Raw genomic sequence first — 14,615 nt, 5'->3', positions numbered from 1 at the left:
ATGGCCGTTGCGCAGGAGGAAACTTTCGGCCCGCTCGCGCCGCTCTTTGCCTTCGACACGGAAGAGGAAGTGCTGGCCATGGCCAACGACACGATCTTCGGTCTCGCCGCTTACTTCTATACGGAGAACTTCAGCCGTGCGATCCGCGTCAGCGAAGGGCTCGAATACGGCATGGTCGGCCACAATACCGGTCTGATCTCCAATGAAGTCGCGCCGTTCGGCGGCGTCAAGCAGTCCGGCCTCGGTCGCGAAGGCTCCAAATACGGCATCGAGGAATATCTCGAAACCAAATATATCTGCAGCGCCTATAAGCGCTGATTGATATAAGCCAATGAAGAGACGGTGCGGATTGTTCGCGCCGTCTTTTTTATTTATAGACGGTGCAACCGCAACGACGGCTATCCGCCGCACATTATCCGGACAATCCATGCTGCGCCGCCTTTACGACTGGACTATTTCGCTTGCCGCAAGAAAATCAGCCGAATGGTGGCTGGCGATCATTGCTTTCGTGGAGAGTTCGGTTTTCCTTGTCCCGGCAGACGTTCTGTTTCTGCCGATGGCGCTGGCCCGTCCGGAACGCGCCTGGCGCTACGCCTTCATCGCAACCGTTGCATCGGTGCTGGGCGGCATCGCGGGCTGGTATCTCGGCTATCATGCCTATGAACAGATCGCCAAGCCGGTGCTGGAAATGTATGGCAAGCTGGACACGTTCGAGCAATTGCGCGGCACAACCAGCGCCGACACCATTTTGCTGATGCTGATCACATCGGGCCTCGCCCATCTCCCGCCGATCAAGGTTGTGACAATCCTGTCGGGAGCGGCTGGCGTCAATATCTGGCTGTTCATCGCATCGGCCATTGTTGCGCGCGGCGCGCGCTTCTATTTCCTGGCCTGGCTGCTGCGCCGTTATGGCGAGCCGATCCGCCATTTTATCGAAAAGCGCCTTGGCCTGATCGCCAGCGCCGTGGCGGTCTTGCTGATCGCCCTGTTTTTTGCTGTGAAATATCTTCACGCCTGAGCCGGCTGCCTCACGCCGGTCAAAATAAATTGCTTGGAAACAAGTCTCTATCTTAGTTTAGCTGCACATAAAGAGCCGCGTCAGGAATTTTCATATGGCATTTGCACTCAATAACCCGGTTGGCAAAACACAGGCATGGACCGCAGGCATCATGACCTTCGGACTGGCCGCAACTGTCGGCACCGCGCTCGGTTTCGAGCATATTGCCGGTTTCATGCCGTGCAAACTCTGCCTTGAACAGCGCACGCCTTATTATATCGGCGTTCCGGTTCTGGCTGCGGCCTGGCTTTCCTACGGCTTGAAATGGCCGCCGATTCTGACACGCGGCCTCATCCTGATCGGCGCGCTTTTGATGACCTATGGTCTGGCGCTGGCGGTCTATCATACGGGTGTTGAGCTGAAGTATTGGCCGGGCCCGGCCGATTGCAGCGCGGCGACGATGAAAGTCACGCTGGACGCGGGCAACCTTCTGGGCGATCTCAATACGCGCCCGCCCGCATGCGACAGCGCACCCGGCTTTTTCCTTGGTCTGTCCTTTGCCGGATGGAATATCGTCGCAAGCCTGTTCTTTGCAGCCATCGGCTACTACGGCGCTTTTGCGAAGAGTGGCAAGTAAGGGAAGATTCTGAGGGGCTTAGGTCTTCTTTTTTCGCATGATGTTGTCGCAGGATTGCTACGCAGTTTTGCGCAACATGCGTCAAGGCTCCAGTTCGACATCCCAATACAGAAAATCCAGCCAGCTATCATGCAGATGGTTGGGCGGGAAAAGACGACCGTTATTGTGCAGATCCTGCACGGTCGGCATGACCGGCTTCTGGCGCGGCCACATATGCGCAGCCGCAGGCATGAGACCGCCCTTGCGCAGATTGCATGGTGAACAGGCGGCGACCACATTTTCCCACGTCGTCTCGCCGCCATGGCAACGCGGGGTGACGTGATCGAAGGTCAGATCATGCGGCGAGCCGCAATACTGGCACTCGAAACGATCACGCAGGAAAAGATTGAAGCGCGTAAACGCCGGATAGCGCGGCGGCTTCACATAATCCTTCAGGCAGATCACGCTCGGAACACGCATGGAGAAAGACGGCGAGGAAACGATCTGGTCGTATTCCGCGACGATATTCACGCGTTCGAGAAAGACCGCCTTGATCGCATCCTGCCATGACCAGAGCGACAAGGGGTAATAGCTGAGCGGACGATAATCCGCGTTGAGGACCAGAGCGGGCAAGCCACTCGTCGAGACGGTCCGGGGTGAGACTGCAATGGTCAAGGACGCACCTCCTTCAGAGCAACTCCGAGAAAGGGCGAAACGACGACTTTCCCAGCGGAATTGCGCTCTTCATCGGAGCGCCGCGCGTCCATTGTGGGCGCAACAACGACGCTCCAACCTCGTGAGGACGGGACTGCAATCAGCAGAAAATCAAGCTTCTGCAGATCGAAATACCGTCATCAGCTGATGGCGATAATGTAAGCCTGACGTGACAGGATTGTGAAGCGGAAACGCATTTGTGCCACCGGAAACACGCAACATTTACAGATGCATCTACAAAAGTGGGGCCGCCTCGCGGCCCTTGATTGCCGCGTAATAGGCCCAGAATAATCGCGCCGCCACGCCGCGCCACGGCGCCCAGTCTTCCGCAAGCTTGCGCAGCGCCACAGCATCCGGGCGCGTTTCATGGGCAAAGGCATGACCGACGGCAGCTTGCAGCGCCACGTCACCCGCCGGAAACACGTCCGGGTGACCGGCGGCAAACAGCAGATAGACTTCCGCCGTCCACGGCCCGATGCCCTTGATAGCGGTGAGCGCAGCTATCGCCTCCTCCGCAGGCAGATCGCAAAGCCCGTGCAGATCGATCCCGTCATCCACCAGCGCCTGCGATACAGCCAGAAGCGTCCTCTGCTTGGGCCGAGACAGCCCGGCAAAGCGCCACGCCTCTTCGCCGCCAGCAATATAGGCCTGCGGCGTCAGCGGATCGATCACCTGTTTCAACCGCCCCCAGATGGCCGCAGCGCTTGCAGTTGAAACCTGCTGTGCCACGATGATGGAAGCCAGACTTTCGAACCCTGGCGGTGAGCGACGCAGCGGAACCGCATGGGCGCGGCTGCGAATATCGGCCAGGCGCATATCGGCCAAAACCAGCGCTTCAAGGCCAGCCTCTATATCCTCCAATGTATCGATGCGCTGCATGCTGTGGCCTTTCATTTCAATCGCCGACAAAGTACCAATGTGCTCAGATGACAATCAACTGACATGATCATGACCAGACCCGTCTTTCGCTTTGCCCCCAGCCCCAATGGCCAATTGCACCTCGGCCATGCCTATTCAGCTCTTCTCAACGCACGCATGGCGAACGAAAGCGACGGTCGTTTTCTATTACGCATGGAAGACATCGACACGGCGCGCTGCACGCCTGCGCTGGAACAGGGCATTTACGACGACCTGCACTGGCTCGGCCTGTCATGGGAAAAGCCCGTACGCCGCCAGTCGGAGCATTTTGGCGAGTATCGCAATGCGCTGACAAAGCTTGCCGACAAGGGACTTGTCTATCCGGCCTTTCTCAGCCGTGGCGAAGTGCGCGAGCGGATTGGCGAAGCCCACGCCAGGGGCAAGGTCTGGCCGTCGGACCCGGACGGCACGCCGCTTTATCCAAAGGGCGAACGCAACCTCAATGAAGCGCACCGGCTGGAACGGATCGTATCCGGCGTCCCCTATGCCTGGCGTCTCGACATGGAAAAGGCGCTGGCCACCGTGGGTGAAACGTTGTTCTGGGAAGAAAACGGCGCCGGACCGGATGGCGAGACCGGGCGCATTGCCGCCGATCCCGCCCGATGGGGTGATGTGATCATCGCACGCAAGGACACGCCGACCAGCTATCATCTTTCTGTGGTGGTGGACGACGCCCTGCAAGGCGTCACCCATGTCGTGCGTGGCCGCGATCTCTTCCACGCGACCGCTGTGCACCGCCTCCTGCAAAAGCTTCTCGGTCTGCCGGAGCCGCATTATCACCATCATGACCTCGTGCTGGGCGACGATGGGCTGAAACTGTCGAAAAGCCGCAAGGATACCGCTCTTGCATCGTTGCGTGAACAGGGATGGACGCCGGACCAAATAAGACACACCTTAAAATTGTGATTTATTTTCTCCCCAGCGTCACAGATGATGTGCCGCCGCGTCGATTGACGAAAGCGCGCCAAAGCGGTTCAAAGGCAGCATGGTAGCTGACGCCTGAAAAGCGCTGGCGGTAGTTGTATTTATTCTGAAGGAGGCCAAGCCATGAGCAATTACGTCGAAATTGAAGGTTTGCGTGTTGCCCCTGAACTCGTGGAGTTTCTGGCCAAGGAGGCCGCGCCCGGCACCGGCGTAGACCCGGACAAGTTCTGGAAAGGTTTTGCCGCAATCGTTCGCGATCTTGCCCCGAAGAACCGCGCGCTTTTGAAAAAGCGTGACGACATGCAGGCGAAGATCGACAGCTGGTACAAGGAAAACCGCGACAAAGGCTATAGCCAGGCGGAATACCAGCAGTTCCTGAAGGACATCGGCTATCTCCTGCCGGAAGGCGGGGAGTTCACCGTTTCGACCGCCAATGTCGATCCGGAAATCACCCATATTGCCGGTCCGCAGCTTGTCGTCCCGGTCATGAACGCCCGCTACGCCCTCAACGCTGCCAATGCGCGTTGGGGTTCGCTTTATGATGCGCTTTACGGCACCGACGCGATTTCCGATGCCGATGGCGCGGAAAAGGGCAAGGGCTACAATCCGAAGCGCGGCGAGAAAGTCATCGCCTGGGCGAAGAATTTCCTCGATGAAAGCGCGCCGCTCGCCTCCGGCAAATGGGCCGACGTCGCTGGCCTTGCCGTCAAGGATGGCAAGCTCGACATCAAGCTGACGAACGGTTCCGCAACGGTTCTGAAAGATGCCAGCCAGTTCAAGGGCTATAATGGCGACGCCGCCAACCCGACCAATGTGCTGCTGGCCAAGAACAACATGCATGTCGATATCGTCGTCAATGCCGACCATCCGATCGGCAAGACCGATCCGGCGCATATTGCAGACATGGTTCTGGAATCGGCCATCAGCACGATTCAGGATTGCGAAGATTCGATTGCCGCCGTCGATGCCGAGGACAAGGTTGCGGTCTATCGCAACTGGCTCGGCCTGATGAACGGCAAGCTGGAAGACACGTTCGAAAAGAACGGCAAGCAGATGACGCGCCGTCTCAATGGCGACCGCAGCTATCGCGCCGCCGATGGCTCCGACCTGACGCTCAAGGGCCGCTCGCTGATGCTGGTTCGCAATGTCGGGCACCTGATGACCAATCCGGCCATTCTCGACACTGACGGCAATGAAGTGCCGGAAGGCATCATGGATGCCGCCTTTACCAGCCTGATCGCCTTGCACGATATCGGCCCGAATGGCCGTCACATGAACTCACGCGAAGGCTCGGTCTATATCGTCAAGCCGAAGATGCATGGCCCGGAAGAAGTGGCTTTCGCCAATGAAATCTTCACCCGGACGGAAGAACTGCTCGGCATGCAGCCCAACACGCTCAAAATGGGCGTAATGGACGAGGAACGCCGCACGACGATCAACCTCAAGGAATCCATTCGCGCCGCCAAGGATCGCGTCGTGTTCATCAATACCGGCTTCCTCGACCGCACCGGCGACGAGATTCATACCTCGATGGAAGCTGGCCCGATGATCCGCAAGGGCGACATGAAGCAGGCCGCCTGGATCGGTGCCTATGAGCAGTGGAATGTCGATATCGGTCTCGAATGCGGCCTTTCCGGCCACGCGCAGATCGGCAAGGGCATGTGGGCCATGCCCGACCTGATGGCGGCAATGCTGGAGCAGAAGATCGCTCATCCGAAGGCTGGCGCGAACACCGCATGGGTGCCGTCACCGACCGCTGCCACGCTGCATGCCACCCACTATCACCAAGTGGACGTTGCGGCCGTTCAGGCAAAGCTCAAGAACCGCCCGCGCGCCAAGCTCGACGACATTCTGTCGGTGCCGGTCGCCAGCCGTCCGAATTGGACGCCGGAAGATATCCAAAAGGAAATCGACAACAACGCGCAAGGGATTCTCGGCTATGTCGTGCGCTGGGTCGATCAGGGCGTCGGCTGCTCGAAGGTGCCGGACATCAACAATGTCGGCCTGATGGAAGACCGTGCGACACTGCGCATTTCCGCCCAGCACATTGCGAACTGGCTCTACCATGGCGTTGTCACGGAAGCGCAGGTCATGGAAACCATGAAGCGCATGGCCGCTGTCGTCGACAAACAGAATGAAGGCGATGCGCTGTATCGCCCGATGGCTGCCAATTTCGACAAGTCCATCGCCTTCCAGGCCGCCTGCGATCTCGTCTTCAAAGGCCGCGAACAGCCGAACGGCTATACCGAGCCGGTCCTGCATCGCCGCCGCTTGGAACTGAAGGCGCAAGGCTGATTCCAATATTCTTGAAAACATACCTTTCACATTCTGAAACTGTGAAAGGTATGTTCCGCGAGAGGACGCCTAATACCACAAATCGACAAGCACTGATTCTGAATCAGATTTATAATTCAAGAAAAATAAGACATATGGATCATCTTCTTTTGAGCTTGTGAAAATTGAAATTACAGTATTTAGCTTGATCTGCATTGCTAAATCATCATTGGAAATTAATAAATTAAATACGCCTCCATATTTTCCGAACGCAACGTACCTAACCTTATCATCTATTTCAGACGCGACACCGTAATACTCAAGTGAAGAAATTTGTATTTTATAATTAGATCTTGGAATAAAGTCATGGCCTTTATAGACATCTATACTTTCACGTAAACTCATATTAATTTCCTTATATTATCATCGATAAAAATATCATTAAAAATTTTAAAATTATATCAAAAATATTTTAAATTAAACTGACATTGATATCAGTCGCAGCGTAGTGCATTCGAAAGCGAAAACAGCAGCTCTCTTTCCGCACTATGGCTACCTTAAATATCGCTCGTTAACGCCAAAATCGCTTGACTCCATTATAATAGATATTATTTCTAACATAGTGGAAAACGCTATCGAACAGCTCGACAACGCCATTGGTGAGAACCTGCGCCGCCTGCGTCTGGCGCAAGGCATGACGCTGGATGCGTTGGGCGATGTTTCCGGTGTCAGCCGCGCCATGATCTCGCGGATCGAGCGCGGCGAGACAAGTCCGACGGCCCAGCTTCTGGCGCGCATTTGCGCCGCCCTTGGCACGTCGCTATCAGCATTTTTTGGCGATGCGGAAGCTCCGCCCTCGCCCTACCTCCCCCATGATCGCCAGCCGGTCTGGCGAGATCCGGACACCGGCTATGTGCGCCGGTCGGTCTCCCCGCCCGGCACCGGTTCGAATGTCGATCTGATCGAGGTCGAGTTTCCGGCGGGCGGCAAGGTCACTTTCGCACCCCAGACCGCCAATGCCGGTATCACCCAGCATATGTGGCTCTTTGCCGGTGCCATGGAAATGACCGTCGGCGACACGCATTATAGCCTCAAGCCCGGCGACTGCCTTTATATGCCGATCATGGCGGGCATCACTTTTCACAATCCCGGTTCGACCCCTGCACGCTATGCCATTGTGCTCGAACGCCGCAGCAACCTCTGAAAGACCGTCCGATGATCCACGTTCTCAATGCAGAAGAAGCGAAACGAGCCATTCCGGCGCTCGCCGAAATTCTTGCCGACTGCGTCATGGGTGGCGCATCGGTCGGGTTCATGGCACCCTGTGAGCCGCAGGATTTTACGCCTTACTGGACCCGCATCGCCCGCGAGACGGAGAACGACGAGACGCTGCTTATCGTCGCTGAGCATGACGGCGCGATCGTCGGCACGGTGCAGCTTGGTCTCTCCCAAATGCCCAATCAGCCGCATCGCGCCGATCTGAAAAAGCTGCTGATCCACCGCAAGGCGCGCGGCCTCGGCCTTGCCCGCAAGCTGATGGCCGCGGCGGAAGCCCAAGCCCGCATGCATGGCAAAACGCTGATCTGTCTCGACACCGCCACCGGTAGCCCCGCCGAAGCGATCTATACGCATCTGAATTGGCAGCCTGTCGGCGTGATCCCGAATTACGCGCTCTTTCCCGATGGCAGCCCCTGCGCCACCACCCTCTTTTACAAAGGCATCTGAAATGACCCTCTCCATCCGCCATGCGACGGAAGCAGATCTTCCCGCGCTGCTCGCCATCTATAATGATGCGGTCGACAACACGCTTGCCATCTGGAATGAAACGCTCGTCGATCTGGGAAACCGGCGCCAATGGCTGGAAGGCCGCAATCGCGACGGCTTCCCGGTGCTGGTGGCCGAGCGCGAAGGCCAGGTTGTCGGCTATGCGAGCTATGGTCCTTTCCGGCCCTTCGAAGGCTTCCGCCATTCCTCCGAACTGTCGGTCTATGTGGCAAGCGATGCGCGCGGCGGCGGCATCGGTCGCGCCTTGCTGGCCGAACTGGTGGAAGAAGCGCGCCGCCGCAAGGTGCATGTGCTGGTGGCTGGTATCGAGGCGGGCAATGCCGCGTCCATCGCGCTGCATAAATCGCAGGGCTTTGAAGATTGTGGCACCTTGAAACAAGTCGGCCAGAAATTCGGACGCTGGCTCGATCTGACCTTCATGCAGAAGATTCTCTGATCTATTCAATAGTGCCCAATAGAAAACGCAGCGGGTTATTGCCCTGCTGCGTTCTTTTTGTTTATACACGTGTATTCGCAAGGACCCGGTGAAAGCCCGGGTGGCTCTTCTGGCCGCCTATCCGCCAGACAACGCAACAACATCTCCCATTTTTACAATCGGCCATGTTGAATCGGACGGCTCTCAACGCCCGTCTTCTATTTGCGGAAAATTCAATGACACGTCTTGCTGCCTACCGCCGCGAGTGGTTCTCCAATATTCGCGGCGATATTCTCTCCGGCATCGTCGTAGCACTTGCCCTTATTCCCGAAGCCATCGGCTTTTCGGTCATCGCCGGGGTCGATCCCAAAGTGGGCCTTTTTGCTTCCTTCGCCATTGCCTGCGTCTCCGCCTTTACCGGCGGTCGCCCCGGCATGATTTCCGCCGCCACGGCTGCAACCGCCGTGGTGATGGTCTCGCTCGTCAAGGAACACGGGCTGCAATATCTGTTTGCCGCCACAATCCTGATGGGCATAATACAAATCCTTGCCGGTTTCCTGAAGCTCGGACGCCTGATGCGCTTTGTATCGCGCTCGGTCATCACCGGCTTCGTCAATGCGCTGGCGATCCTCATTTTCATGGCACAACTACCAGAGCTGATCCATGTGCCAGTCCAGACCTATTGGATGATCGCGGGCGGCCTCGCCATCATCTATCTGTTCCCGCGACTGACCAAGGCGATCCCCTCGCCGCTGGTCGCCATTGCGGTTCTCACCGCACTGGCCTGGTGGAGCGGGATGGATCTTCGCACCGTGGGCGATCTCGGCGAATTGCCATCCGCATTGCCGGTCTTCGCATTGCCGCAAGTGCCGGTAACGCTCGAAACCTTGCAGATCATCCTGCCTTATTCAATCACGCTCGCGGCGGTCGGGCTGCTCGAATCGCTGATGACCGCCCAGATTGTTGACGACATGACCGACACGCCCAGCAACAAAAGCCAGGAATGTATCGGTCAGGGCACGAGCAATATCGCCTCGGCGCTGATCGGCGGCATGGGCGGCTGCGCCATGATCGGACAATCGGTGATCAATGTGTCGTCCGGCGGACGCGGCAGGCTTTCGACCTTCGTGGCGGGCGCCTTCCTGCTGTTCCTGATTCTGGTGCTCGACGATCTTGTGCGCATCATTCCGATGGCGGCACTAGTGGCGGTGATGATCATGGTATCCATCGGCACATTCTCGTGGCGGTCTATCCTCGATCTGCGTCGTAACCCGCCATCCTCGTCCTTCGTCATGCTGGCAACGGTGGTCACCGTCGTCTCAACGCATGATCTGGCCAAAGGCGTTCTGGTCGGCGTTCTGCTTTCCGGCGTGTTCTTTGCGGGCAAGGTCGCCAAGATGTTCCGCGTCTCCGAGGCCGAAAACAGCGACGGTAGCGAACGCATCTATACTGTTCAGGGCCAGATTTTCTTCGCTTCGGCGCAGAATTTTATCGCCGCGTTTGATTTCGCCAAGCCGGCGAAAAAGATCACCATCAATGTCAGCCACGCGCATCTGTGGGACATCACCGCAGTCGGCGCACTCGACAAGGTGGTGATGAAATATCGTACCGGCGGCACCGAGGTGTCGGTGATCGGTTTCAACGAAGCCAGCGCCGACATGATCGACCGCTTCGCCGTTCACGACAAGAACTTGAGCACTGCCAAACTGGCGGCGCATTAAACACGAAAAGAAAAGGGCCGCTGATGCGGCCCTTTTTGTTAGCTCCTGTGTGGAACAGCGTTTGCAACCGACAGATCATCAAGGCCGATAGCACCTTCCACCCGGTCGCTGCGCGCCATGAGGTAGAAACCGAGCCCGGAGGTCAGCACCGCGATAAACACCAGATACCAGGCGTGGGCCATCGGGTTGACCGCCAGCATCGTCGTCACGATCACCGGCGTCAAGCCACCGAACACCGCATAGGAAATGTTATAGGAGAAAGACAGGCCGGAGAACCGCACCGGGGCCGGGAATGCGCGCACCATGACATAGGGCACCGCGCCAACCATACCGACGGAAAGTCCCATCACCGCATAAAGCGCAAACAGCACCGGCAGCGACGTACCGGCAAAGCTGTAGAAAACGAAGGTGGCAATGCCGAAGAAAACACCGGCCACCGCGAAGAAACGTCCGCTGCCGATACGGTCAACGATAGAACCGGCAGTCACAGTTCCGAACATCAGGAAAAGCGTGCCGAAGCTGGTCGCGGCAAGCGACTGCAAAGGCGTATAACCATAGAGCTTTTGCAGGAAAGTCGCCGTCATCAACGTGGTCACAACGATACCGGCTGACAAGATCCAGGTCAGAAGCACGGAGATGATGACACCGTGCATATGCTCGCGCAGAACGGTCTTCAGCGGCAGCTTGTCTTTCAGCAAATGGCTGTTCTTCATCGCGGTGAAGATCGGGGTTTCTGCCAGCCAGCGCCGCAGATAAACCGCGAGCAGACCAAAAATACCGCCGATGAAGAACGGAATGCGCCATGCATAGGCGGAGAGTTCTTCCGGGGTGAAAATCCAGTTGATGGCCGTGGCGATCAACGAACCAATCATGATGCCGAGCGTCAAGCCGGAACAGAGAAAGCCGCAGGCCATGCCGACCCGATTGGCAGGCACATGTTCCGCCACAAAGGTCCACGCGCCGGGAACCTCGCCGCCAATGGCCGCGCCCTGCAACATGCGAAACACGATGAGCAGGATCGGCGCGCCGACACCCAGCGTCGCATAAGTGGGCAGGCAGGCCATGGCCAATGTCGAGATCGACATCAGGAACACCGAGAAAGCGAAAACCCGCTTGCGCCCAAACTTGTCGCCGAAATGCGCCAGCACGATGCCGCCGACCGGGCGCACCAGATAACCGGCTGCGAAAATGCCGAAAGTCTGGATCATGACCAGCCAGTCCGGCATATCCGGCGGAAAGAACAGATGCCCGATGACGCTGGCAAAGAACACGAAGATGATGAAATCATAAAACTCCAGCGCGCCGCCAAGGGCCGAAAGGCCAAGGGTGCGGAAATCCTGTCCATTCAGCGGACGGGGGCTAATGCCTTGCGCGTGCGTGTTCATCGATGCCATCGATCCTGTTCTTTACTGGCTTTTTCGTCAGGTCATTGCTTTGCAAAACCCCGCTTTACCGGGGCCGAAATGTAATGCGCCAAACAAGCCCGCACCGCAAGACTTGACTTTCAGCTGACTCATTATAACTTTAGAATAATTCTAAACTGATGGATTTGATTATGCTGAGTCGATTTTTCCGCAACGGTCGTCGCCCGTTCGATTCGCTTTCCGAACAGGAAATCCTTGCGCTTGCCATCTCGTCTGAAGAGGACGATGCGCGCATCTATCTCGCCTATGCCGATGGCTTGCGCGAAGAATTCCCGCAGTCGGCGAAGATTTTCGAGCAGATGGCGGCGGAGGAACACGGGCACCGCGATGCGCTGATCGAGCGGCACCGCGCGCGTTTCGGCGACCATATTCCGCTCATTCGTCGCGAACATGTCAGCGGCTATTATGACCGCAAGCCCGACTGGCTGGTGCGTCCGCTGGGCATCGACAAGGTGCGCGACGCGGCCTCCGAGATGGAAGATCAGGCCTATCGCTTCTATGTCGAGGCCGCAAAGCGCGTCACAGATGCGGCCACGCGCAAGCTTTTGGGCGATCTGGCGCTTCAGGAAAAGCAGCACGAGGTTAAAGCCGAATCGCTGGAACATGAGCTGACGCCCAAAACCGTACAGGACGAGGAGCGTGCGCTGGAGCGCAAGCAGTTCATCCTCACCTATGTGCAGCCCGGCCTTGCGGGTCTGATGGACGGCTCGGTCTCCACCCTTGCGCCGATCTTTGCTGCCGCTTTTGCTACGCAGGACACCTGGCAGACTTTTCTCGTTGGCCTGTCCGCCTCGGTCGGCGCGGGTATCTCGATGGGTTTCACGGAAGCCATTCATGATGACGGTAAACTGTCTGGCCGTGGTTCGCCGATCAAACGCGGCCTGTCCTGCGGTATCATGACGGCGCTGGGCGGCCTCGGCCACGCTTTGCCCTATCTGATCACCGATTTCTGGACGGCTACGTCTCTGGCGGTGGTCATCGTGTTCTTTGAACTCTGGGCGATTGCCTTCATCCAGAACCGCTTCATGGAAACGCCTTTCTTCCGCTCGGTCCTGCAAGTGGTGCTGGGCGGCGCATTGGTTCTGGCGGCGGGTATTCTGATCGGCAACGCCTAAACTGTTGCCACACCCTGAGGAGACGCCATCGTCCCCTCAAAACCGTCGATGGCGATGCGCCCCTGCCGGGAGACGGTGACAAAGCTGTTTGCCGGCACGGCCATCCAGTTGGCGGCTTCGCCATCCAGCGGCTCCGACACCACACAGATGCCGGACGATGCGCCAAGCGTCGCGGTATAAAGCGTCGGCGCAAAGGCGTCGGTGGCATAGCGGATTGCATAAAGCTGGTTGCCATCGGAAAAGGCGGCTGTCAGCCGCAGAAACGGAGGCACATTGGCCTTTCCGGCTTCATCCACGATCGTCGCCACCATGCGCTTCATGGCCTGAACCGGATCGCTGTCGAGGCCGAATTCCAGCATCAGCAGAAAGATCAGTTCGGAATCGGTTGCGCCGTGCTTCTGCGCATAGACATGATCGCTCAGATGCGCTTCCAGCCTGCGGCGCAGCCGGTCGAAACTGCCGATCTGCCCGTTATGCATGAAGCTCCAGCGCCCGGAAACAAAGGGATGGCAGTTGGAACGGCTGGTTAGCCCGCCCGTCGAGGCGCGCACATGCGCAAGAAAAAGGCGCGACCTGATTTGTCGCGCCAGACTACCAAGATTCTGATCGGACCAGGCTGGCAGAATATCCCGATAAAGGCCCGGTTCGGTGCGATGCCCATACCAGGCGACGCCGAAACCATCGCCATTGGTGCGTGTTTTGGCTTCATGCGCATCGTGGCTTTGCGCCACGAGCGAATGGCAGGGAGACGAAATAATGTCTTCCAGATAGGTCTCAGGTCCGAGATAGGCGGCCCAACGGCACATGTGCGATCCGATATAAACGTGTCGCCCGAAAGCGGAAACCGCGTAACTCAGCGACCTCTGTTATGCGTCCGCTCATAAAGCTGACGGACGATGGTGCTTGCAGTCTTTTCGAACAAAAATGGCAAAAATGCATGGATCAAAGCAGCAAAGGCTGCCCCGAACAGTTTGAATGAAAACCGCGATGCAAATGCCATATGCTCGAAATAGGTCTCGTCGACCGATGCGGGATGGTCGGTGAAAATGCGGGTAATACGCGTCGTCATTGCAAGTGCTCCCGTTTGATTGAGAAATTCATTCTCTTATGCCCTGCGCTTAAGCGCCTTTCTGGAAAATCATTTTAGCAAGAAAGAGGAAGATGAAATCTCAAAATATCCTTGAAATCTGTAAAAAATTGGGACAATCATCCCACCATGATAGCATCTATGGACGAGATAGACCGCAAAATATTGGGAGAACTGCAAATTGACGGCACATTGTCCGTTGATTCTCTGTCGGAGCGCGTGAACCTGTCGCGCAATGCGTGCTGGCGGCGGGTCAAGCGCATGGAAGAGGAAGGCATCATCAAGGCGCGCGTCGCGCTGGTGGACGCCGAGCTGGCGGGTTGCGGCCTGTCCGTGTTCATTCTGGTGCGCACATCCAGCCATGATCCGGAATGGCTGGCCAAATTCCGCAACGCCACGGCGCGTTTCCCGGAAATCGTCGGTGTCTACCGCATGACCGGCGATCTCGATTACGTGCTGAAAGCGCGGGTCACCGATGTGAAGGCTTATGACCGGCTCTATCAGCAACTGATCGCCAGCGTTCCGCTGTCGGATGTTTCGGCTTCCTTTGTGATGGAAGAAATCAAGGAAACCACCGTCGTCCCGCTCGACCTGCGCTGACGGCAGCGTCAGATCGGCTATACAC

At 57.3% G+C, this 14,615-nt stretch carries 17 protein-coding genes and 1 other annotated feature (1 of these 18 running past the window's edge); of the genes, 11 read left to right on the top strand and 6 right to left on the bottom strand.

Going from position 1 to position 14,615, the window contains the following annotated elements; genetic code table 11:
• The 3 genes from QLQ11_RS10950 to QLQ11_RS10940 all read left to right on the top strand — a co-directional run.
• Nucleotides 1–318, top strand: the 3' end of a protein-coding gene (locus tag QLQ11_RS10950) for an NAD-dependent succinate-semialdehyde dehydrogenase (RefSeq protein WP_121538508.1). 1,134 nt of this gene lie to the left of the window's left edge; the window shows 318 of its 1,452 coding nt (coding positions 1,135–1,452); the start codon falls outside the window, past its left edge; its stop codon occupies nt 316–318.
• Nucleotides 319–427: 109 nt separating this feature from the next.
• Nucleotides 428–1,018: a YqaA family protein gene (locus QLQ11_RS10945; protein WP_109369705.1), complete on the top strand. Its 591-nt coding sequence runs from the start codon at nt 428–430 to the stop codon at nt 1,016–1,018.
• Between the two features lie 94 nt (nt 1,019–1,112).
• On the top strand, nt 1,113–1,634 hold the full coding sequence (locus tag QLQ11_RS10940; RefSeq protein ID WP_109369706.1) for a disulfide bond formation protein B: 522 nt from the start codon (nt 1,113–1,115) through the stop codon (nt 1,632–1,634).
• Between the two features lie 81 nt (nt 1,635–1,715).
• Here the strand turns inward: QLQ11_RS10940 and QLQ11_RS10935 are convergent, their stop codons facing one another.
• On the bottom strand, nt 1,716–2,288 hold the full coding sequence (locus tag QLQ11_RS10935) for an HNH endonuclease (RefSeq protein ID WP_078339434.1): 573 nt from the start codon (nt 2,286–2,288) through the stop codon (nt 1,716–1,718).
• Between the two features lie 273 nt (nt 2,289–2,561).
• A complete protein-coding gene (locus QLQ11_RS10930; RefSeq protein ID WP_109370304.1) occupies nt 2,562–3,206 on the bottom strand; it encodes a DNA-3-methyladenine glycosylase in 645 nt (214 codons plus the stop codon).
• Nucleotides 3,207–3,275: 69 nt separating this feature from the next.
• Between QLQ11_RS10930 and gluQRS the strand changes: the two genes are divergently transcribed.
• Nucleotides 3,276–4,151: a tRNA glutamyl-Q(34) synthetase GluQRS gene (gene gluQRS, locus QLQ11_RS10925; protein ID WP_121538707.1), complete on the top strand. Its 876-nt coding sequence runs from the start codon at nt 3,276–3,278 to the stop codon at nt 4,149–4,151.
• A gap of 141 nt (nt 4,152–4,292) precedes the next feature.
• On the top strand, nt 4,293–6,464 hold the full coding sequence (locus QLQ11_RS10920; protein WP_121538510.1) for a malate synthase G: 2,172 nt from the start codon (nt 4,293–4,295) through the stop codon (nt 6,462–6,464).
• 69 nt (nt 6,465–6,533) lie between these two features.
• Here QLQ11_RS10920 and QLQ11_RS10915 read toward each other — a convergent pair whose 3' ends face one another.
• The gene (locus QLQ11_RS10915) at nt 6,534–6,848 is read right to left on the bottom strand and encodes a hypothetical protein (RefSeq protein WP_283735943.1); all 315 of its coding nucleotides are present in this window, start codon (nt 6,846–6,848) and stop codon (nt 6,534–6,536) included.
• A 217-nt stretch (nt 6,849–7,065) separates the two neighbouring features.
• Here QLQ11_RS10915 and QLQ11_RS10910 point away from each other — a divergent pair, with 217 nt between their 5' ends.
• From QLQ11_RS10910 to QLQ11_RS10895, 4 genes are all read left to right on the top strand, one after another.
• On the top strand, nt 7,066–7,647 hold the full coding sequence (locus QLQ11_RS10910) for a helix-turn-helix domain-containing protein (RefSeq protein WP_121538514.1): 582 nt from the start codon (nt 7,066–7,068) through the stop codon (nt 7,645–7,647).
• An 11-nt stretch (nt 7,648–7,658) separates the two neighbouring features.
• Nucleotides 7,659–8,168: a GNAT family N-acetyltransferase gene (locus tag QLQ11_RS10905; protein ID WP_121538516.1), complete on the top strand. Its 510-nt coding sequence runs from the start codon at nt 7,659–7,661 to the stop codon at nt 8,166–8,168.
• Between the two features lies 1 nt (nt 8,169).
• Complete coding sequence (locus QLQ11_RS10900; protein ID WP_121538518.1) at nt 8,170–8,664, top strand: GNAT family N-acetyltransferase; 495 nt, start codon at nt 8,170–8,172, stop codon at nt 8,662–8,664.
• 78 nt (nt 8,665–8,742) lie between these two features.
• Nucleotides 8,743–8,798: a sequence feature (sul1 is cis-regulatory element that is thought to sense ions involved in sulfur or methionine metabolism; They are found in Alphaproteobacteria), on the top strand.
• Between the two features lie 81 nt (nt 8,799–8,879).
• Nucleotides 8,880–10,364 carry a SulP family inorganic anion transporter gene (locus QLQ11_RS10895; protein ID WP_121538520.1) on the top strand — a complete coding sequence of 495 codons (1,485 nt, stop codon included), beginning with the start codon at nt 8,880–8,882 and terminating at the stop codon, nt 10,362–10,364.
• Nucleotides 10,365–10,402: 38 nt separating this feature from the next.
• On the opposite strand, the gene QLQ11_RS10890 is transcribed toward QLQ11_RS10895, so the two are convergent.
• A complete protein-coding gene (locus QLQ11_RS10890; protein ID WP_121538522.1) occupies nt 10,403–11,758 on the bottom strand; it encodes an MFS transporter in 1,356 nt (451 codons plus the stop codon).
• A gap of 161 nt (nt 11,759–11,919) precedes the next feature.
• On the opposite strand from QLQ11_RS10890, the gene mbfA reads away from it, so the two are divergent.
• On the top strand, nt 11,920–12,903 hold the full coding sequence (gene mbfA / locus QLQ11_RS10885) for an iron exporter MbfA (protein WP_121538709.1): 984 nt from the start codon (nt 11,920–11,922) through the stop codon (nt 12,901–12,903).
• Here mbfA and QLQ11_RS10880 read toward each other — a convergent pair.
• The gene (locus QLQ11_RS10880) at nt 12,900–13,709 is read right to left on the bottom strand and encodes a class II glutamine amidotransferase (protein WP_121538524.1); all 810 of its coding nucleotides are present in this window, start codon (nt 13,707–13,709) and stop codon (nt 12,900–12,902) included. The two genes, mbfA and QLQ11_RS10880, sit on opposite strands and share 4 nt — an antisense overlap.
• A 47-nt stretch (nt 13,710–13,756) precedes the next feature.
• Nucleotides 13,757–13,972: a DUF6356 family protein gene (locus tag QLQ11_RS10875; RefSeq protein WP_121538526.1), complete on the bottom strand. Its 216-nt coding sequence runs from the start codon at nt 13,970–13,972 to the stop codon at nt 13,757–13,759.
• A gap of 147 nt (nt 13,973–14,119) precedes the next feature.
• Here QLQ11_RS10875 and QLQ11_RS10870 point away from each other — a divergent pair, with 147 nt between their 5' ends.
• Nucleotides 14,120–14,590, top strand: a complete 471-nt coding sequence (locus QLQ11_RS10870; protein ID WP_109369715.1) for an Lrp/AsnC family transcriptional regulator — start codon at nt 14,120–14,122, stop codon at nt 14,588–14,590.
• Nucleotides 14,591–14,615 lie beyond the last annotated feature (25 nt).

The sequence above is a fragment of the Ochrobactrum sp. SSR genome (assembly GCF_030067775.1).
In the GTDB taxonomy this organism is placed as follows: domain Bacteria; phylum Pseudomonadota; class Alphaproteobacteria; order Rhizobiales; family Rhizobiaceae; genus Brucella; species Brucella teleogrylli.
This window is presented reverse-complemented; position numbering and strand designations above follow the sequence as displayed.

Coding starts and splice junctions, on each gene's coding strand:
- QLQ11_RS10945 (WP_109369705.1), top strand. CDS start 428: ATGCTGCGCCGCCTTTACGACTGGACTATTTCGCTTGCCGCAAGAAAA.
- QLQ11_RS10940 (WP_109369706.1), top strand. CDS start 1,113: ATGGCATTTGCACTCAATAACCCGGTTGGCAAAACACAGGCATGGACC.
- QLQ11_RS10930 (WP_109370304.1), bottom strand. CDS start 3,206: ATGCAGCGCATCGATACATTGGAGGATATAGAGGCTGGCCTTGAAGCG.
- gluQRS (WP_121538707.1), top strand. CDS start 3,276: ATGACCAGACCCGTCTTTCGCTTTGCCCCCAGCCCCAATGGCCAATTG.
- QLQ11_RS10920 (WP_121538510.1), top strand. CDS start 4,293: ATGAGCAATTACGTCGAAATTGAAGGTTTGCGTGTTGCCCCTGAACTC.
- QLQ11_RS10915 (WP_283735943.1), bottom strand. CDS start 6,848: ATGAGTTTACGTGAAAGTATAGATGTCTATAAAGGCCATGACTTTATT.
- QLQ11_RS10905 (WP_121538516.1), top strand. CDS start 7,659: ATGATCCACGTTCTCAATGCAGAAGAAGCGAAACGAGCCATTCCGGCG.
- QLQ11_RS10900 (WP_121538518.1), top strand. CDS start 8,170: ATGACCCTCTCCATCCGCCATGCGACGGAAGCAGATCTTCCCGCGCTG.
- QLQ11_RS10895 (WP_121538520.1), top strand. CDS start 8,880: ATGACACGTCTTGCTGCCTACCGCCGCGAGTGGTTCTCCAATATTCGC.
- QLQ11_RS10890 (WP_121538522.1), bottom strand. CDS start 11,758: ATGGCATCGATGAACACGCACGCGCAAGGCATTAGCCCCCGTCCGCTG.
- mbfA (WP_121538709.1), top strand. CDS start 11,920: ATGCTGAGTCGATTTTTCCGCAACGGTCGTCGCCCGTTCGATTCGCTT.
- QLQ11_RS10880 (WP_121538524.1), bottom strand. CDS start 13,709: ATGTGCCGTTGGGCCGCCTATCTCGGACCTGAGACCTATCTGGAAGAC.
- QLQ11_RS10875 (WP_121538526.1), bottom strand. CDS start 13,972: ATGACGACGCGTATTACCCGCATTTTCACCGACCATCCCGCATCGGTC.
- QLQ11_RS10870 (WP_109369715.1), top strand. CDS start 14,120: ATGATAGCATCTATGGACGAGATAGACCGCAAAATATTGGGAGAACTG.